The organism is Xanthomonas sp. PPL134 (genome assembly GCF_040595915.1).
Taxonomy (GTDB): Bacteria; Pseudomonadota; Gammaproteobacteria; order Xanthomonadales; family Xanthomonadaceae; genus Xanthomonas_A; species Xanthomonas_A indica.
Map to the genome: position 1 here is coordinate 355,668 of NZ_JAMDLL010000003.1, position 20,474 is coordinate 376,141.

Sequence of the window (20,474 nt, forward strand, 5' to 3'; positions counted from 1 at the left end):
CGTCGTCGCGCTCGCGCGGCGCGGCGCGTGCCCGGCCGTGGAGACGCGGCGATGAGCGCGCTGCGCGATGCGATGAGCCATGCCGCGCTGGGCTGGGTCAAGCCGGAACTGGACGAGACCCTGCGCCAGGTGCGCGGCGAGATCGAAGCCTTCGTCGAGGAACCGGCCGACACCGGGCGCATGCGTTTCTGCGCCGGCTACCTGCACCAGGTGCAGGGCACCTTGCGCATGGTCGAGCTGTACGCGCCGGCGATGGTCGCCGAGGAGCTGGAACTGCTGGCCACGGCAGTGCAGAACGGCCAGGCGGCCGACCGCAACGAGGCCTGCGCCACGCTGATGCGCGGCACCGTGCTGCTGCCGGACTACCTGGAGCGCCTGCAGGACGGCCATCGCGACATTCCGATCGTGCTGCTGCCCTTGCTCAACGAGATCCGCGCCGCGCGCGGCGAAGCCGGGCTCAGCGAGGGCGCGCTGTTCGCGCTGGCGCCCGACGCTGCCGCCGCCACCGAGGCCGAACTGGACCATGCGCGCGGCAGCCTTGCCGGGCGCAATCGCGAACTGCTCGACACCGTCGGCACCGCGATCAAGGAAGAATTGCTGCGGGTCAAGGACGCGCTGGACCTGCACCTGCGCACCGGCGGCGACGTCGCCGCGCTGCAGACCCAGGTCGACGAGCTGGGCAGCGTCGCCGATACCCTGGGCGTGATGGGCCTGGGCGTGGCGCGCAGCGTGGTGGTGCAGCAGCGCGATGCGCTGCGCAGCATCGTCGACGGCGCGCGCGAGGCCGACGAAGGCCTGTTGCTGGATATCGCCGGCGCGCTGCTGTACGTGGATGCCTCGCTCGACGACCAGGTCGCCTACCTGGGCGCCGGCGGCGACGTGCACGACGACGCCAGCGCTGCCGAGGCGCGGCGGACGGTGGAAGTGCTGGCGCACGAGGCGATCGCCAACTTCGGCAGCGCCCGCGAGCATTTCGTCGCCTTCATCGAGACCAACTGGGACCATGCGCGCCTGGACGAGGTGCCGCGCCTGCTCGGCGAGGTCGCCGGCGCCCTGCGCATGCTGGAACTGCCGCAGCCGGCCGACTACCTGGAAGGCGTGCGCCGCTACGTCGCCACCGAACTGATCGGCAAGCGCCGCGTGCCCAGCGGCCGCCAGCTCGACACCCTGGCCGACGCGATGGCCAGCCTCGAGTACTACCTGGAAGCGCTGCGCGAGCGCCGTCCGGGGCGCGAGGAGATCCTCGACATCACCCGCAGCAGCCTGGAAGCGCTGCGCTACTGGCCGTTGCCCGAGACCGCGCCGGCCGCGCCGGGCGTGTTGCCGAGCGGGAGCGAGGCGGCCGGATCGGTTGCGCCGCCACCGGTGGCCGCCGATCGCGGCGTCGAGTCCGCGCCCCAGCCCATCGCCCCGCCGGCCGTGCCGGCCTGGGATCTGGCGCCGGCCGAGGACGCGCCGGAGACCACGCCGCGCACGCAGGACGCCGCGCCGTCCGCACCGCAGGCGCCGCAATGGAGCCTGGCCACGGACGAGCCCGACGCTGCGGCCGAACCCGCCTCCCTGCCGGCCGACGAGGGTGCCGTGCGCAACGAAGCCGCGCAGGAGTCCACGGCGCCGTCGCAGGGGCTCAGTTTCGATCCGGTCGCGGCCGAACAGGACAGCTGGACCGGCACCGCCGAGCCGCTGCACATCAGCCTCGATTCCCTGGTGCTGGAGCAGGACGCGCTGCGGCCGGAGACGCCGCCCGCGTTCGCGCAGGAAGACGAGGCGGCAGCCGCTTCCGCGGCGTCCGCTTCCGAGGTCGCCGGCTTCGATCCGGTGGCCGCCGAGTACAGCGACGCGGCGCCAGCCGAGACGCCGGCCGCGTTCGCGGGCCTGGGCGAGCACGACGATCCCAACCTGATCATCGTCGACGCGCCGGCCGCTGCAGAAGACACCGACGCTTCCACGCCGCCGCTGATCATCGAACTGGAGGACGCGCCGGCGTTCGCCGATGTGCCGAGCATGGCGGCCGACGAAGAACCTGCACTCGATTGGCATGCCACCCCGGCCTCGCAGGACGAGGGGCCGGCGTCCATGCTGGCCGACGTTGGCGCCGACATCGCGCACGGCGAGCGTCTCGACGCGGCAGGGGAGGCGGAGCCTTTCGATGCCGCTGTCCAAGACGAAGGTGCCGCGCACGCGAGCCCCACCTGGACGCAGGAAGTCGCCGTCCCCGACGGCGTACGCGAGACCGATTCTCCCGCTGCCCTCGATGGCGCGGCGCATGCCGATGCCGACCTCGCCAGCATCGGCGAGGACGCGCACAGCGATGCCGTGGCCGACGCACCATCGGTGCCGGCACAGGCCGAGCCGGAACCCGGGCACCATGCGACGCCGGAGCCGGCGTCGGAACACGCTGCGACTGCCGAGACCGCTGTGCCGGTGTCGGACGCCGAAGCGGCGTTCCTCGCCGACCTGGAAGCGGCCGCGGCGCAATTCGATGTCACCGCTGCCGCGACCGGCGGCGAGCATGCCGCACCCGCCGCCGCGGAGGCGAGCGCCGTGCCCGCTACTGCAAAGCCTGCCCTCGAGACCGGTTTCATCGACGGCGATGGCGAGATCGATGAGGAAATCCGCGCAGTGTTCCTCGAGGAGTTCGACGAGGAACTGGTCAATCTCGGCACGTTGCTGCCGGCCTGGCGCGCCGCGCCCGGCCACATGGAAAGCCTGCGGCCGATCCGCCGCGTGTTCCACACCTTGAAGGGCAGTGGCCGCCTGGTCGGTGCGCGCGTGCTCGGCGAGTTCAGCTGGAAGATCGAGAGCATGCTCAACCGCGTGCTCGACGGCTCGCGCCCCGCCAGCCCGGCGGTCGTGGCCATGGTCGAGCAGGCCTACGCAGTGCTCCCGCAGCTCAATGCCGCGCTGCGCGGCGACGGCGCGGTGCAGGCCGACCTGGATGCGATCCAGGCCGTGGCCGAGCGCATCGCCGCCGGCGAGGACGCCTTCTATTTCGCGACCCCGCAGGCCGCGGCCGTGCCGCGCGCGGGCACGCCGGCATCGGTGGACAGCGTGCTGCGCGAGATCCTCGAAGCCGAGGTCGCCACCCACTTGGAGACCGTGCACGACTGGCTGCAGCACGCGCCGCAACCGGCGACCGAAGCGCTGCTGCGCGCGATGCACACCATGAGTGGTGCGTTCGCGATGACCGACGTGCCGGAAATCACCGCCGTCACCGGCCCGGCCGAGAGCTACGTCAAGCGCGCGCTGGCGTCGGGCAGCGTGCCGAGCGCCGACGGCGTGCGCGCGCTCGAGGAGTCGGCGCGTGCCATCGCCGCCACCATCGCGGAATTGCAGGCGCCATCCCCGGTGATTCCGCCGTTCACCGAACTGTCGCAGCGCCTGCGTGCGCTGGTGGACACGCTGCCGGAAGTGCAGTGGCCGCCGATCGCGTACGACGAGGAAGAGGAAGACCTGTCCGCGTCGGCACCGGCCGACGCCGGCCTGGATGCACAGGCCGTGCAGGCGGTGGAACTCACCGCGGCCGACGACCTGTCGGCGTTCGTGGGCGATGCCGCGCATCTGCACGAGACGCTGCCGGCGGACGACGCGGTCGGGCAGGCCGACGAACGCGCCTCCGACCCGCGTGCTGTCGACGTCCCCGCGGACGCGCTACCGGAGTCCACGCAGGCTGAAGCCGGGGCCACGCTCGATGCTGAGGCTGAGGCTGAGGCTGAGGCTGAGGCGGCCGTGCCGGCATCGGCGAGCGAGCACGCGTCGCCTGCGGCAGAGGCGTCCGCGCAGGACCAGCCACCGAGCCACGACACGGCGTCGGTCGACGCGACGACGCACGACGACCGCGAGGCCGACGAACAGGCGGCATTGGCGCAGGAGGGTCAGCTCGACGAGCTGACGGTCGAGGCGCCATTGAGCGCCGAGCAGGTGCCGGCCGAGTCGGCGCCGGAGGCGCTGGACCCGGGCGCGGAGCAGGACGCGACCGCGGATGCGATCGCCGCCGATGCTGCCACCGGCACCCAAGTCGATGCGCAGGAACTGCAAGCGCCGGAACACGATGGCGAGGCGCAGGGTTCCGAGGATCGCGCGACCGACGCGCAAACCGAGGAGACCCAGGATGCATCCACGCACGCGCAGGATGCGCGGGCACCCGATCACGCGGCAGCGGACGGTGATGCCCAGGCTCACGCAATCGACGCGCAGGCCGAGGACACCCAGGACGCAGCCGTCCACGCGCAGGATGCGCAGGCGTCCGACCACACGGCGGCAGACCGCGATGGCGAGGACCAGGCAACCGACGCGCAGGCGAACGACAGCCAGGATGCGTCCGCACACGCGGAAGCGACGCAGGGACCGGATCACGACGCCGCGCACCGCGACGCCGATGCGCCCACCGACGACGCCGACGAAGCGCACGAGCAGCAGCTCAACGAGGAGGCTCCTGCAATCGGTCTGCGGCAGCAGCCGTCGGCGTCGTCGAACGGCTGGCGCCACGACGGCACAGCCTCGGCCAACGACGATACCGAGGCCGCCGCCGAGCATGGCGATGCCACGCCGGATGGCGCATCGCATCCGGACGAGGTGACCGACGCGGACGGTGCAGCTTCCCTCGCCGCGGACGCGGCGGGCGCGCACACCGACGCCGAGGCGCAGGCAGAGCACGTCGAGCCGATCGACGGCGCACGCGATGGCGTGCCGCAGGACGCAGCCGCTGCAGCGGACCATGCCGCGCACATGCCGCTGTCCGATACCGCAGAGGCGACGGACACGCATCACGCGGCGTCCGACGAAGCGCACCATGCGCCTCATGCCGACACCGCTCAGGACGACACGACCACGGCGGCCGATGCCGACGCGGCAGCGTCTGCCGACGACCTCCACGAAGACACCCATCAGCACGCGTCGGAGGCGGCCGCATCCGCGCCGTCCGAGGTCGACGCCGCGCATGCCGCGGCCGATGGCGCGCGGATCGATCTGTCGGCCGCCGATCTCGGCCCGCTGGACTTCGCCGACCTCGATCGCGAACTGGTCGATATCTTCGTCGACGAAGGCAAGGATCTGCTCGACCACTGCGATCGCCTGATCGCCGAGCTGCGCGCCGCGCCGCAGGACCGCGACGTGCTCGGCGGCCTGCAGCGCGACCTGCACACGCTCAAGGGCGGTGCGCGCATGGCCGGCATCAACGCCATCGGCGACCTCGGCCATGGCATCGAGTCCTTGCTGGAGGCAGTCGCCGCCCATCGCACCGAGCTCGACCGCCAGGACGTGCAGCTGCTGGAACGCGGCTTCGATCGCCTGCACCAGTTGTTGACCCTGACCGGCAACCACCGCGCGGTGGCGATGCCGCAGGATCTGATCGGCGCGTTCGACGCGCGCACGCACGGGCAGGTGCCTGCCGTCGCTGGCGATGCCGAGGCCGATGCCGCTCCGCCGGTCGCGACGGCCGACGCCGCGCTGACCACGGCGGCACTGGCCGCCGTGGCGGCGCCGCTGTCGGCCCCGCTGCCGGTGGAGGGCGCGCTCGACGACGAGTCGACGATCGCGCGGCCGATGCAGGAACAGGTGCGCGTGCGCGCCGACCTGCTCGACCGCCTGGTCAACCACGCCGGCGAAGTGGCGATCTACCGCTCGCGGCTGGAGCAGCAGTTGGGCGCATTCCGTGGCGCGATGGCCGAACTGGACCGCACCAACGCGCGTCTGCGCGACCAGCTGCGGCGTCTGGACCTGGAAACCGAGGCGCAGATCGTCGCCCGCTACCAGCGCGAGCAGGACCAGGCCGAGCAGAGCTTCGACCCGCTGGAACTGGACCGCTTCTCCACGCTGCAGCAACTCAGCCGCGCGCTCAACGAGTCCGCGGCCGACCTGGGCGGCCTGCAGGGCGTGCTCGACGACCTGGCACGCCAGTACGACGGCCTGCTGCAACAGCAGTCGCGCGTCAGTTCGGAGCTGCAGGACGGGCTGATGCGCGCGCGCATGGTGCCGTTCGACGGCCTGGTGCCGCGGCTGCGGCGCGTGGTGCGCCAGGCTGCCAGCGAAACCGGCAAGCAGGTGCACCTGAGCCTGGAAGGCACCCATGGCGAACTCGACCGCAACGTGCTCGATCGCATGGTCGCGCCGCTGGAGCACATGCTGCGCAACTCGGTCGCGCACGGTCTGGAAGCGCCGGAACAGCGCCGCGCCGCGGGCAAGGCGGAGGAGGGCAACATCGCCATCCGCCTGCGCCGCGAGGGTTCGGAAATCGTGCTGGAAGTGGCCGACGACGGCGCCGGGCTCGACCGCGAGGCGATCCGCCGCCGCGCCGAGCAGCGCGGGCTGGTCGCCGCCGACGCGGCGCTGTCCGACGACGAACTGGATGCGCTGATCTTCGCGCCCGGGTTCAGCACCTACGACCAGGTCAGCCAGCTGGCCGGCCGCGGCGTGGGCATGGACGTGGTGCGCAACGAAGTGCGCCAGCTCGGCGGCTCGGTGGACATCCACTCGGTACGCGGCCAGGGCGTGACCTTCACCCTGCGCCTGCCGCAGACCCTGGCGGTGACCCAGGCGGTGTTCGTGCAGATCGGCGACACCACCTTCGCGGTGCCGGTGGCGTCGGTCAGCGGCATCGGTCGCATTGGCCGCGAACGCTTCGAGGCCGGCACCGGCGGCTACCGCTACAGCGGCGAGGAGTACGCGCTGTACGACCTCGGCTCGCTGGTCGGGCAGGCGCCGGCGCGCGCCGAAGGCCAGGCGCAGGTGCCGCTGCTGCTGGTGCGCGCGGGCGATCTGCGCGCGGCGGTGGCGATCGACCAGGTGCTCGGCAACCGCGAAATCGTGGTCAAGCCGGTCGGCCTGCAGATCGCTTCGGTGCCCGGCATCTACGGCGCGACCATCACCGGTGACGGCCGCGTGGTGGTGATCCTCGACATCGCCCCGCTGGTGCGCCGCTACCTGGCGCAGCCGCAGCGGCCGGTGGTGGAGGCGGTGCCGACCGAACAGCGCCGCGTGCCGCTGGTGATGGTGGTCGACGACTCGCTGACCATGCGTAAGGTCACCGGCCGCGTGCTGGAACGGCACAACTTCGACGTGGTGTCCGCGCGCGACGGCGTCGAGGCGCTGGAACGCCTGGAAGAGCGCGTGCCCGACCTGATGCTGCTGGACATCGAGATGCCGCGCATGGACGGCTACGAACTGGCGACCGCGATGCGTGCCGACCCGCGCTACGCCGCCGTGCCGATCGTGATGATCACCTCGCGCAGCGGCGAAAAGCACCGCCAGCGCGCCTTCGAACTGGGCGTGCAGCGCTACCTCGGCAAGCCTTATCAAGAGTTGGATCTGATGCGCAACGTCTACGACCTGCTGGGGATCGCCCGTGTTCGCGAATGACGGCGACGCCACTGCCACGCCGGTCGCGTTGCTGGCCCGCCCCGGAAAGGCGCGCGAGCGCCTGCGCGAAGCCCTGCATCTGGTCGGCGCGGCGATCGTGCTGGAGGACGACCCCGGTGCGATCGACGCGCAGACCCTGGCCGATGCCGGCCCCAGTGCGGTGCTGATCGCGCTGGAGCCGGCGATCGAGGACGCGCTGGAGCGGCTGGATGCGGCGCTGGCGCTGCCCGGCGTCACCGTGATCTTCGACGAGGCCGAGCTGGCCGCGCGCCGCGAGGGCTGGGAAGCGCAGCGCTGGGCGCGGCACTTGGCGGCCAAGCTGCAAGGCCACCAGGACGTGCTGCCGCCCGGCCGCGAGACCGAGACCGGCCTGCAGCCGGAGCCGGGCCTGCCGGCGACGCCGGCGCAATTGCACGACGACGCGCCGATCGGCCTGCACGTCGACGAAGCCACCAGCTTCGCCGAGGCCGCCCCGCAAGACGGCATGTACACCTGGCAGCCGCCGGCCGACGTCGCCCCCGGCTTCGAGGAACTGCAGTTCGCGCGCGCCGAGGCCGCCGCCAGCGAAGCATCTGCGGTGCCGGCCGCACCGCATGCCGATGCCACGCCGGCTGCACCCGCATCCGCACCCGCGGCGCTGCCGGCCAGTGCCTGGTCGCTGGTCGACGACGACACGCCGCTGATCGCGACGCCGCGCGTGCCGCAACGCGAACCGCAATTTTCGACCGAAGGCCTGTCGCTGGTCGCGCTGGAGTCGGAAGAGCCCGCGTCCACCAGCGGCGCCGGCACCCGCGCCGACGTCGCGCGTGGGGCGGTGCTGGTGATGGCCGGCATCGGCGGCCCCGACGCGATCCGCCGCCTGCTTGCCGCACTGCCGGAACGCTTCCCGCTGCCGCTGCTGGTGCAGTTGCGCCTGGATGGCGGCCGCTACGGCAACCTGGTCAAGCAGATCGCGCGCGTGTCCGCGCTGCCGGTGCTGCTGGCCGAGGCCGGCGAGCCGGTGGCCCCCGGCAACGTCTACATCCTGCCCGACGACGTCGGCGTACAGGGCACCGCCGGCCTGCGCTTCGTCGCCCAGGACGCCGGCGCCTCCGTGGTCGCCGGCCTGCCGGCCGCACATAGCGCGGTGCTGTTGCTCAGCGGCAGCGACCCGCAGCAGGTGGAGGCCGTGCTGGCGCTGGCCGCGCAGGGCGCCTGGGTGGCCGGGCAATCCGGCGACGGCTGCTACGACCCCGCCGCCGGCGCGCAACTGATCCTGCAGGGCCATCCCGGCGGCGATCCGGCGCAGCTGGCCCAGGCCTTGACCGCGCGGTGGAGCAGCTGAGCGAGGCGGCACACGCCATTCCCCGCTGTGCCCGCACCGCGCGTTTTTTCCGCTTTCAGGACGAAGTCACTCCATGAGCAGCTACGCCAGCAACGACGAAATCCGCGGTGTCCTCATCCTGGCCGGCAGCGAGCGTGTGTTGCTGCCCAACGCCACCATCGCCGAAGTGATGTCGCGCGTCCCGGTCGAACCGCTGCCCGACGCCCCGCACTGGCTGCTCGGCCAGATCGCCTGGTACGGCTGGAAAGTCCCGCTGGTCTCCTTCGCCCGCCTGACCGGCCTGGGCGCCGAGACCGTCGCTACCAACAACAAGATCGTCGTGCTCAAGGCCCTGGGCGGCAATCCCGACCTGCCATACGTGGCCCTGCTCACCCAATCCTTCCCGCAGCTGATCTCCGTCCCTCGCGACGGCCTGCTCGCCGACGCCTCCGAAGAAACCCTTCCGCCCGGCGTGCACATGCGCGTACTGCTGGGCGAGCAGAGCGCCTTGCTGCCGGATCTGGAGGCGATCGAGGGGATGATGGTGGAGCGGTTTGCTGCGGCGGAGTAGGGTCGACCAGTCCTGCGGCCATCTTGCTTCTGACTGCACGCTGCAACTTCCATCGCCGATGGTCTGCCTGCTTGAGCAGAGCGCGTTTCAGCCCGTTGCCAGGGTAATTGGCTTCGTCTAGCATCATCGATCGTCATGACAAGGATTGTCGTATGCGCAACGTGTGGTTTCCGTTCGCTGTGCTGCTTCGCTCAGGGATCAGCCGATCTGGCCCGATGCCGGGCGTTTTATTTGGATGTCCCCGATCTCGCGACCGCGCCAGCGGCCGCCGTCGGCTATGCGCTATTTCGCGCCAGAAGGAGGCCGGTCGAGTCCCATGGACCCGCTCGACATCCCGCTGCTCCCTGATTCGATTGGATTGATGGACTTCTTGCAAGGACACGCAATGTTCACTACGCCCCGCACTCCCATTTATTCTGGCGCCATGCGCTTCGCGCCTCTGATCGCGATGCTGTTCCTTCTGTCAGGGGCCGCATTCGCAGCGGCAGAAGGGAAGAAGCAGCAATTCCAGCTACGCGATGCGGAGGGGAATGACCGCGGTGTCTATTCCACCCAAGCCGAGGCGGAGGCCGCGATCAAGGCGATTCCTGGGCCTCAAGGCATGGAGGCCGCGTACCAGTACGTCGATACGATCAAGGACACCGTCGTCAAGGAAAATGGGGCCTCGGTGATCACCTATTGGATGGGGCGTACCAAAGCCATTGACGAAGAGTGGATGTATACCACTTGGCATACATCCAAGATTCCGACCGAAGAGCAGGCAGCCGTCATTCTTGCCCAGGAAGTCAGCGCTACAAAGCCCGCGTGCCCTCCAGCTTCAGTCTCGCCGGCAGAGGCTTGGCGAGCTATCTCTGGCCCGTATCCCGAGTATGACATCGGCATCGAAGGTCAGAGCAGAGGATACAACGCTCATACCTATTATGAAGATTGCAGCGGCCCCGACGAGTACATCACGTACATGAGCCGTACGCGGCGTTCCGAATGTCCGAAGCCTTACGCGTCCTGGCACATTAGCGACCAAGGTTGCACGAACAAAGAGATCTTCGCCACCATCGAAGTATCGACGTTGCAATGCGAGAAGCAACAGGATGGCGGCAACTCCGGAATGCGGGGCAACCCCTGCGACGTCAAGACCGGCGAGAAATTCCAGGCCGAGCGCGATCTCGATCTGGGCTGGATCACCCTGACGCGTTACTACCACTCGGGTATCGCACTGAACACGGGTGGATTCGGCCCTGGATGGACCTTCTCGCATAGTCTGCACCTCACCATCCAGGGCGATACGCTGGGCCTGATTGAGGGTAGTGGCTATGCCGTGCCGTTCCGCAAGCTGGGGGCCGAGTATCGCGCAGCCAATGCCTCGGGCGAACGCATCGTCGCCAACGGCGACCAGTGGGTCCTGTATCGCCAGGATGCGATCTACACCTTCGATGCCAAGGGCAAGCTGGTCTCGCGCATGGCCGAGGATGGCAGTGGGTGGGTGTACGGCTACAACGCGCGTGGACGCTTGCAAAGCATCGCGTCGCTGCAGGGGCGCTCCATCGAACTGGTGTATGCCGACGACAACGACGACGCGCTGATCACCGGCATCGTCTCAGGTGGGGTGCAATTGGCCAGCTACGTCTACGACCAGCAGCGCCTGACGAGCGTCACCTATGCCGACGGCAACAGCCGGATCTATCACTACGAGGACACGCGCTTCCCGCGCCATCTGACCGGCGTGACCACGGAAGATGGCCAGCGCTTCAGCACCTTCGCCTACGACGAGATCGGGCGTGCAATCTCCAGCCAGCACGCCGGTGGCATCGACGGCATCACGTTGGCGTACTCGGCTGCCGGCACACGTGTGACCGATGCGCTGGGCGATGTCAACGATTACACGATGACCGATGCCGGTGGTGCTTCGCCGAAGGTCGCCGCCGTTGCCAGAACCGACGGGACGCTACAGTACAGCTACAACGATCAGTCCAGCGACTTCCGCCGCCGGCTCAGCAGCTACACCGATCGCCGTGGCGTCCAGACCCAGCACAGCTACGCCGAAGCGACAGAGAACGGTGTGGCGGTGAACATTCACACCGTGCGCGAGGCGGTCGGGCAACCACAGGAGCGCACCACAACGACGCGTACCGCGGCCGGCAGCAATCGCCTGCTGTCGGTGCAGACCGGTGGGCGTACCGTGTCCTACAGCTACAACGATCGCCTGCAGCCGGCGCAGATGACGAGCAGCGACACGGCCGCAGGCAAGCAGCGCACGGTCACCTACAGCTACTGCGAAGCATCCGACGTGGCCGCGACCGACAGTACCTGTCCGATCCTGGGCCTGCCCAAGACGGTCGACGGCGCGCGCACCGACGTCAACGACACCACCAGCTTCACTTACTACGCCACCGACGACAGCACCTGCGCCGCGTCCCCGACCACCTGCCCGCACCGCAAGGGCGACCTGTGGAAAGCGACCAATGCGTTGGGCCAGGTCACCGAGTACCTGGCCTACGACGGCGCCGGCCGCGTGCTGTCGGTGAAAGACGCCAATGGCGTGGTCACCGACTTCATTTACCACCCGCGTGGCTGGCTGACCGCCAGCAAGATGCGTGGGGCCGATGACAGCAGCGAGAGCGATGACCGCATCACCGCGATCGATTATTGGCCGACCGGGCTGGTCAAGCAGGTGACCCAGCCCGATGGCGGGTTCACCCGCTTTACCTACGATGCCGCGCACCGGCTGACCGATATCGCCGACAACGCCGGCAATACCATCCACTACACCCTGGACAATGCCGGCAACCGGCTCAAGGAAGACACCAAGGACGCATCGGGCGTGCTCAAGCGCACGCTTTCGCGCGTGTACAACCAGCTCGGCCAACTGGCGACGCAGGCCACCGCCCAAGGCGATCCGACCGACTTCGGCTACGACGGCAACGGCAACACCAAGACCGTCACCGACGCGCTCGGGCATGCCACCCAGAACGACTACGACCCGCTCAACCGCCTGGTGCGCACGCTGCAGGACGTGGGTGGCATCGCCGCTGAGACCAAATTCGGCTACGACGCACTGGATAACCTCACCAAGGTCACCGACCCCAAGGGCCTGGACACCACCTACGCCTACAACGGCCTGGGCGACCTGACCAAGCTCACCAGCCCGGACACCAGCAGCACGACCTACACCTACGACAGCGCCGGCAACCGCGCCACCCAGACCGATGCGCGCAACATCAAGACCAGCTACGGCTACGACGCGCTGAACCGCCTCACCCAGGTCACCTATCCGACCACCAGCCTCAACGTCAGCTACACCTACGACGTCAGCCAGAGCACCTGCGCCAGCGGCGAGACCTTTGGCATCGGCCGCCTGACCCGGATGCAGGACGGCAGCGGCAGCACCGACTACTGCTATGACCGCTTCGGCGAGTTGGTACGCAAGGTGCAGGCCACCAACGGCAAGGTGTTCGTGGTTCGCTATGCCTACACCAAGGCTGGGCAGCTGAGCCGCCTGACCTACCCGGATGGGGCGGTGGTGGACTACGTGCGCAACGCCCAGGGCCAGACCACCGAGGTCGGCGTGACTCCGCCCGGCGGCACCCGTCAGGTGCTGCTGAACCAGGCGACCTACTATCCGTTCGGCCCGGTCGCCGGGTGGACCTACGGCAACGGCCGTCCGATGCAGCGCGTGCTGGACCAGGACTATCGCCCGCTAGCAGTCAACGACACCCGCAGCGATGGCCTGGCGGTGGGCTTCGCCTTCGACCCGGTCGGCAATCTCAGCGCACTGACCGCGCCGGGCAACACCGCGCCGGTGATCAAACTGGACTACGACCCGCTGGGCCGGCTGACCGCGTTCAAGGACGGCCCGACCGACACGGTGATCGACGGATATACCTACGACGCCACCGGCAACCGCCTCAGCGCCAAGGTCAATACCACTACGCAGACCTACAGCTATCCGACCACCAGTCACCGCCTGAGCAGCGTGGCCGGCACCGCACGCAGCTACGACGCGGCCGGCAACACCACCGCGATCGGCGGCACGGCCGTGCAGTACGTGTACGGCGCCAATGGCCGGCTATCCCAGGTCAATCGCAACGGCACCAAGGTGGCGAACTACGCCTACAACGGCCGTGGCGAGCAGGTGCGGCGGGTGGGCAAGACCAACGTCTACACGCTGTACGACGAGAGCGGCCACTGGCTGGGCGACTACGACAACAACGGCGCGGTCGTGCAGCAGGCGATCTGGCTGGATGACCTGCCGGTGGGCGTGCTGGCCAAGACCACGCTGCGTTACGTGCAGCCGGATCACTTGGGCACGCCGCGCGCGGTGATCGACCCGGTTCGCGATGTGGCGATCTGGCGCTGGGACTTGAAGGGCGAGGCCTTCGGTGCCACCGCGCCGGACCAGGATCCGGACAAGGACGGCACGGTATTCGTGTTCGACATGCGCTTCCCGGGCCAGCGCTACGACGCGCTGAGCGGGCTCAATCAGAACTATTTCCGCGACTACGAGCCGGGCACTGGGCGGTATGTGCAGAGTGATCCGATTGGGTTGGATGGGGGTATTAGTACATATGGCTATGTGGCCGGTTCTTCACTAATGTTAAGTGATGCCAGCGGTTTGCAGGCTTTCCCCATTAGCTTTGGGCCCGGTATGACTGGTGCTGCTGGTGCCGCTGCGGCAAATGGCTCAAATAACATTGAGAATAAATACGACTTAAATAGCTGCGGACCAAAGGTTACGGAAGAGAATGTTTCGTTGCTTGCAAATTTATTTGAATTGGTCGGTCCGCAAAGTGTTTTCAGCATCAAGGGGTTGCCCTGGATTGCCACTAACGTCGCTGTTGGGCGCGCACAGCAAGCGATAGAAAGGCGGGAGTATAGTCGGATTTGTAAATCGCCAATACCGCCTACGGGCGATAAATGTAAGGATGCTCTTGCGAACCTCCAGCGTCTTAAACAGTGCCTGCAGTTGAGGGACGCTTTTAGTAAAAAATGGTTTAATGATCAGGATGTCGGGCACGTAATCGAGGTTGAAAATACTCGGAGGGCAATTAAGAAGTTGGAGGATTTTATTGGTCGCAATTGTCCCGCAACGATCATTAGCTGAGGTTGTCATGAAAATAGAGGATGTTTTTTCATTGTACAAAGATCTTCCTGAATATGCTGGAATTGATTTGGATAGTGTGAAAAGGGTGAGTCTATTCGGCGACTATCCAATTAATGTTGCAGCGACGCGGGGCTCTGTGCGAGAGATGTCTGCTCTCTTTATTTCTGGTGCAGACCTTAATGCTTCTGGTGAACATGGATATACGCCTCTTCATAATGCGGTTGAGCAAGGTAATATTGATGCGGTTAGGTGGCTTTTAGAGAATGGTGCAGATAAGAGTTTGCTTAACTCGGCAGGTGAAACTCCCGCTGATTTGGCAAACATTTTGTGTGAGACTTTAATTGGGTCGATCTTGAATTCTTGTTGAGGTGTGTTTTTAAGATGCTTGACGCTGCCTTGATTACGACCATGCAGTAGTCGTATGGCATCCGCGGCCGGCGACACAGGTCAAGCGCAGCGGCACCACCGTGGCGAACTATGCCTACAACGGCCGTGGCGAGCAGGTGCGGCGGGTGGGCAAGACCAACGTCTACACGCTGTACGACGAGAGCGGTCACTGGCTGGGCGACTACGACAACAACGGCGCCGTCGTACAGCAGGCGATCTGGCTGGACGACCTACCGGTCGGCGTGCTGGCCAAGACCACGCTGCGCTACGTGCAGCCGGACCACCTGGGCACCCCACGCGCGGTGATCGACCCGACCCGCGACGTGGCGATCTGGCGCTGGGACCTGAAGGGCGAAGCCTTCGGCACCACCGCGCCGGACCAGGATCCGGACAAGGACGGCACTGCCTTCGTGTTCGATATGCGGTTCCCGGGGCAGCGTTATGATGCGCTGAGCGGGCTCAACCAGAACTACTTCCGTGACTACGAGCCGGGCACTGGCCGGTATGTGCAGAGTGATCCTCTTGGAGTGTATGGAGATATTTCTCTTTATGGCTATGTCGCCGGAGATCCTATTTCCTTCTCTGACTCAAAGGGATTGGTGAAGTGGAGCGGCTATATGCATGGGCTTGGACTGGGGCACGTGGCCATAGCGGCGGCTCACTACTATGTCCATGTTCAATCTGAGTGCATAAATGGAAGGCGTGCGATTGTCGACTTGAATTCTGATTTTGTTGGCTTGGGCTTAGGTGTTCCTGTTACATATACAATATCGAATGTGTCTATTGATGATGGATCGAAAGTGATTGATCCTAATAATCTTGTTGGTTCTTCTTCTTTGATGGGGGCGGGTATAGCTGTAGGTGGGGGTGCTGCCTATTCTTGTTTTAATTTGGGAAATGGCAAGTCCTCTTGCTCATTGGGAGGGCAGGGTGGCTGGGATGCAAGCGTATATGGTTATCCGTTTGGATACTCTAGTTTTGCAAATCCCGTAAGGTGGGTGGAATGTGGTTGCAATTGATAAGTTCAATTATGGCGTGCTACTCCTGGTTTTCCTGTCTGCGTTCGTTATTTTTTCTTTTCTTCGTGCTTTTGTGATAATCGCTGCCCGCAATAGTGAAGCGCGGGTTGGTGCTCTAGCCGATGCTGCTGAGATGGAATTGATTCCTTTGAATACCATCAGTCAGCTGATCTCTTTCATATCAATTTTTTTTCGAATATTTATTGAGAATAAAAATTCTGCCATTGGAATTGTGTCTTTACTTACTTTGGCTCTGTGGTTGATGCTTTTTTTGGTTTTACTGGCTGGGTTGGTGGCGAGCTTCTGGGGTAGGATGTAATAATGATAAATTAATTTCATGCAAAATTATTTCTGGCGATGCTGAAAGACATTGATGTATTCTTGGGTGCCTCTGATAATATTGTGTACTTCATCTGTAAAGGTGCCAATGATCATCAGATTTCTCCGGTTGAATCAAGCGTTTGCTGTGGGTGATGCCAGATTTCTAGTGGCGGGTGAAGCGTTGATTGAGGCTTGGTGCGGTTTGCTGTTAATGGGTGAGGTCGCCCTTGCGTAACCAGCGGGTTGTTCAATAGCACCATGATGCGAACTGAAATTCGAGACAACTTCAAAAGTGACGATGTACTGGTTGTCACGGGGTCTGCGTTGGAGATGCAGGCATTTAGTGCGGGCCTGCGTGCCTGTATCGCGTATTCAGATCAGGTGCCTCTCTCCTCGATAATACGTGGATACGAGGGTGTCGAAATCATGTTGCAGCGGCACAACTCACCGCATTCCTCAACAGCGAGCGATTTGCCCGCAGGCGTCCTGTGGCGCATCGGTGAGGATGCAGCCCGTCGTCTAGCAGACCTCATCGACCAACTCTCTTGGCATCCACGGCCAGCGCATCTCTATCTTGATTTTGAGGGTTATGTGCGGACCATCATCATTTCGATAGATGAGTATTGATGATCGGGATTTACATTGAGCAATGGAAACTTTGTGGTTATGAGTGTGGGTGTAGTAAATGAATGGCTCAGGTAATTTGCAGGCTGCGCTTTCCGCTTTTAGGCAACTGGCAATGTTCGAGGATTGCGAGATAAGTGGGCCTGAAAGTCCCGGTATGGATGGCGATACGCCGTTGCACATTGCAGCAATGGACGGTGATCTTAAGGTGGTCGAGCTTTTTATCCCGTTCGTAAAAAACATCGACCTCAGGGGCGGCATTGGTTCTTCGCCTCTTCACTATGCTGTCAGATGGGGCCATCCTGAGGTTGCGAAGCTTCTTTTGAGGCATGGCGCAGATATCAACTTGCAGGACGACTATGGGGACACGCCCTTGAGCCTGATGAAAGGCAAGGCGTGCTTCCACGCAATCCTGCAGGAGCGAGCGAGCCAAGCTGCTCCGTGAAACCAAGCAGCCGTTTGATCTCCTCCCACTCTGCCGCATGATGTAAGGCCACGCGCGCGCCCTCCCGCGTGCCCTCCCAACGCCGGAGCCTCGCATGCCGCAACGCCGTCACTTCCTGAAAACCGCCGCCTTCGGCGCCCTGGCCGCCGGGTTGGGCGGTCTGCTTCCTGGCGCACGCGCCGCCGTGGCCAAGGCGCAAGCCAAGGCCGGCGTCGGCCCCTTGCCGCGCGGCGCAGCACGGGTGATCTCGACCTGGGACTTCGGCGTCGCCGCCAACCAGGCGGCGTGGCAGGTGCTGTCGCGCGGTGGCGCGGCGCTGGATGCGGTGGAGGCTGGGGTGCGGGTGCCGGAGGCGGATCCGGACAATCACACGGTGGGGCTGGGCGGGTATCCGGACCGGGATGGGCGGGTCACGCTGGATGCCTGCATCATGGATCACACCGGTGGCTGCGGGTCGGTCGCGGCGCTGGAAGACATCGTGCATGCGATCTCGGTGGCGCGGCGGGTGATGGAGAAGACGCCGCATGTGATGCTGGTCGGCGATGGCGCGCTGCAGTTCGCGTTGGCGCAGGGCTTCGAGCGCACCAAGCTGCTCACGCCCGAATCCGAGCAGGCGTGGAAGGAGTGGTTGAAGACGTCGCACTACGCGCCCGAGGCCAATATCGAGAACCGCGCCTATCGCCGCGGCACGCTGCCCGGCGGCAAGGACAACCACGACACCATCGGCATGCTGGCGCTGGATGCGCACGGCAACTTGTCCGGCGCCTGCACCACCAGTGGCATGGCCTGGAAGATGCACGGCCGGGTCGGCGACAGCCCGATCATCGGGGCGGGGCTGTACGTGGACAACGAGGTGGGCGGGGCGACCTCCACCGGCGTCGGCGAGGAGGTGATCCGCAACGTCGGCAGTTTCGCGGTGGTGGAGATGATGCGGCAGGGCAAGAGCCCGGCCGAGGCCTGCCGCGAGGTGGTGATGCGCATCGTGCGGCGCAAGCCACAGCTCACCCGCGATCTGCAGGTCGGGTTCCTGGCGATGAACAAGCGCGGCGAGGTCGGCGCGTTCGCGATCCAGCCCGGTTTCAGTTACGCGGTCTGCGATGCGCAGCGGCAGGATCTGTTGCTGCCCGGACAGAGCCATTTCGCGGCGCCGGCGGCATGAGCGGGAGCGTACCGATGGGCCTGGAAGTGGCGGCCGATGCGATCGGCTCGGCGCTGGCCGCGCAGGAGGGCGGTGCAATGCGGGTGGAGTTGTGCGGCGGCCTGGATGGCGGTGGGCTGACGCCGTCGTTCGGCACGCTGGCGGCGGTGCGCGATCGGTTGCGGATTCCGCTGTACGTGCTGATCCGCCCGCGGGTGGGCGATTTCGTGTTCGACGCGGCGGAAGTGGAGGCGATGCGCCGCGACGTGGAGCAATGTGTGCGCCTGGGCTGCGACGGGGTAGTGCTCGGTGCGCTGACTGCGGACGGCGAGGTCGACATGGCGACGATGCGCGAGCTGATCGCCGCAGCGGGGCCGCTCGGCGTCACCTTCCATCGCGCCTTCGATGTCAGTGCCGATCCGCGGCGTGCGTTGGAGGACGTGATCGCGCTGGGCTGCGAGCGGGTGCTGACCTCCGGTGCGCGCGAGACTGCCGAAGAGGGCGCCGACCTCATTGCCGCGTTGGTGCAGCAGGCCGGCGCGCGTTTGAGCGTGATGCCGGGGTCCGGCGTCACCGAGGCCAACCTGGCGCAGCTGCGTACGCGCACCGGGGCGCGGGAGTTCCATGGCTCGGCGCGCGGGCCGCTGGCGTCGCGGGCGCTGGCGCCGCATCCGTATGTGCGCAGCCTGGGCGGCGACCGCATGCAGACCGATGTGGCGCGGGTGCGGCGGATGGTGGCGTTGCTGGCGGAGTAGGACGTCGCCGATGCGTGGTGAGCATCGGATCGCAATGGTGCGGCGGATGGTGGCGAGATTCGCGCATCGCGGCTGACGCCGCTCCCACACGAGGCTGCGGTGGCGGCTGTCGGGCCGCGTGTTTCAACGGTTGCGTTGTTGGGTGCTGGTGGGTACTTCGGTCGCGGCTGAAGCCGCTCCTACGAGGGGCGGCGATTTGGACGGAGGCTGCACCGCGCAGACCACCGCTGATGGGTGACGCGCGGCGCGCTCCCGCATCGCGGTCAGCGCGGCCCGCCCGCTGCGGGCGTGCCGGTCAACCGCTTCGGATCCAGCACCACATGCTTTATGCGGGTGCGCTTCCAGGTGTAGCTGATGTGCACCTTGCCGTCGCGGGTCTGGATCACCGCGGGGTAGGAGAACTCGTCCTTGGGGCTGTCTTCCAGGGTCAGCACGCGGGTCCAGTGCAGGCCGTCGTCGGACAGGGCGACGGCGAGGATGCCGCGGCCGTCCCACCAGTCCTTGCCGGCCTCGGTGGGGTTGTAGACCAGCAGGGAGCGGCCGTCGGCCAGGACCACCGCGTCGGTGCCGGAATTGGGATTGGCCAGGTCGAGCAGGGTCATCGGTTCCCAGGTGCGGCCCTGGTCGCGCGACCAGGTGCTGAACACGTGATTCTGCTGGCTGCGGCCCACGGCCTGCAGGCGGCCGTCCTTGTGCAGCAGCACGCTGGGCTGGATGGCGCCGATCCTGGCCGGGTCGTTCATCGCCGGCCCGCGGGTCCAGTGCGCGCCGTTGTCGTCGGACCACTCCATGTGCGCGACCCAGCCGGCGTCCTCGCTGCTGCTGGGGCTGAGGATGCGGCCGCTGGGCAACTGCACCGGCTTGTTCTTGATCGGGCCGAGGATGCCGGCGGGCAGGCGCTCGGGCGTGGACCAGTGGTGGCCGCCGTCGCTGGAAGTGGTCTGCATGCCCCACCAGCGCTTCGGGTCGGGGCCCACCTTGTAGAACAGCCGCAGCGGCCCTTGCGCGGGCTGGAACAGCACCGGATTCCAGGTCGGCAGCGCCGCGCCCTGCGCCTGCGCGCCGTCGGCCACGCGCTGCGCCGGCTGCCAGCCGTGCGCGTCGCGTCTCGCCACCCAGATGCCGACATCGTCGGCGCCTTCGTGGCGGCCGCCGAACCAGGCCACGAGCAGGCCATCGCGGGTTTCCACCAGGGTGGAAGCGTGGCATTGCGCGGTCGGCGCCTGCGCGTTGACGAATTCGCTGTGGACGATGGGCGAGGGCGGCACCTGCGGCGGGGCGACGGCGGCCGGACCGGCGATGGCGCGCACGGCGAACAGCGACAGCAGGGGAAACAGCGAAGGCGACATCATGTGGTCCGGTCCTGTCCCGTAAAAGGGGATACCTATTTATCATCAATTAAATACCATATGCTGACACCACCGGCAGCGCCGCCTGCCAACCGACGACGATTGCGA

12 protein-coding genes are annotated in these 20,474 nt (G+C 66.4%); 11 read left to right on the forward strand and 1 reads right to left on the reverse strand.

Annotated features, from left to right (window positions below):
- The first annotated feature begins 51 nt into the window (after positions 1–51).
- From M3U25_RS09405 to M3U25_RS09455, 11 genes are all read left to right on the forward strand, one after another.
- Positions 52–7,356: an Hpt domain-containing protein gene (locus M3U25_RS09405; RefSeq protein WP_355498028.1), complete on the forward strand. Its 7,305-nt coding sequence runs from the start codon at positions 52–54 to the stop codon at positions 7,354–7,356.
- A complete protein-coding gene (locus tag M3U25_RS09410) occupies positions 7,343–8,680 on the forward strand; it encodes a chemotaxis protein CheB (protein WP_355498025.1) in 1,338 nt (445 codons plus the stop codon). The genes M3U25_RS09405 and M3U25_RS09410 overlap by 14 nt, the downstream gene beginning before the upstream one ends.
- A gap of 73 nt (positions 8,681–8,753) precedes the next feature.
- Entirely contained in the window at positions 8,754–9,230 is a 477-nt protein-coding gene (locus M3U25_RS09415) for a chemotaxis protein CheW (protein WP_355498022.1), read from the forward strand.
- A 316-nt stretch (positions 9,231–9,546) separates the two neighbouring features.
- Positions 9,547–14,328 (forward strand): RHS repeat-associated core domain-containing protein, encoded by a 4,782-nt coding sequence (locus M3U25_RS09420; RefSeq protein ID WP_355498019.1) that lies wholly within the window; start codon positions 9,547–9,549, stop codon positions 14,326–14,328.
- Between the two features lie 7 nt (positions 14,329–14,335).
- A complete protein-coding gene (locus M3U25_RS09425) occupies positions 14,336–14,695 on the forward strand; it encodes an ankyrin repeat domain-containing protein (protein ID WP_355498016.1) in 360 nt (119 codons plus the stop codon).
- 100 nt (positions 14,696–14,795) lie between these two features.
- Entirely contained in the window at positions 14,796–15,734 is a 939-nt protein-coding gene (locus M3U25_RS09430; protein ID WP_355498013.1) for an RHS repeat-associated core domain-containing protein, read from the forward strand.
- Positions 15,721–16,053 (forward strand): hypothetical protein, encoded by a 333-nt coding sequence (locus M3U25_RS09435; protein ID WP_355498010.1) that lies wholly within the window; start codon positions 15,721–15,723, stop codon positions 16,051–16,053. Before M3U25_RS09430 ends, M3U25_RS09435 begins: the two co-directional genes overlap by 14 nt.
- 245 nt (positions 16,054–16,298) lie before the next feature.
- Positions 16,299–16,682, forward strand: a complete 384-nt coding sequence (locus M3U25_RS09440; protein ID WP_355498007.1) for a hypothetical protein — start codon at positions 16,299–16,301, stop codon at positions 16,680–16,682.
- 58 nt (positions 16,683–16,740) lie between these two features.
- The gene (locus M3U25_RS09445) at positions 16,741–17,124 is read left to right on the forward strand and encodes an ankyrin repeat domain-containing protein (protein WP_355498004.1); all 384 of its coding nucleotides are present in this window, start codon (positions 16,741–16,743) and stop codon (positions 17,122–17,124) included.
- Between the two features lie 94 nt (positions 17,125–17,218).
- Positions 17,219–18,283 (forward strand): N(4)-(beta-N-acetylglucosaminyl)-L-asparaginase, encoded by a 1,065-nt coding sequence (locus M3U25_RS09450; RefSeq protein ID WP_355498001.1) that lies wholly within the window; start codon positions 17,219–17,221, stop codon positions 18,281–18,283.
- 14 nt (positions 18,284–18,297) lie between these two features.
- The gene (locus M3U25_RS09455) at positions 18,298–19,017 is read left to right on the forward strand and encodes a copper homeostasis protein CutC (RefSeq protein ID WP_355498566.1); all 720 of its coding nucleotides are present in this window, start codon (positions 18,298–18,300) and stop codon (positions 19,015–19,017) included.
- 263 nt (positions 19,018–19,280) lie between these two features.
- On the opposite strand, the gene M3U25_RS09460 is transcribed toward M3U25_RS09455, so the two are convergent.
- Positions 19,281–20,369: a sialidase family protein gene (locus M3U25_RS09460; RefSeq protein ID WP_355497998.1), complete on the reverse strand. Its 1,089-nt coding sequence runs from the start codon at positions 20,367–20,369 to the stop codon at positions 19,281–19,283.
- Positions 20,370–20,474: the final 105 nt, after the last annotated feature.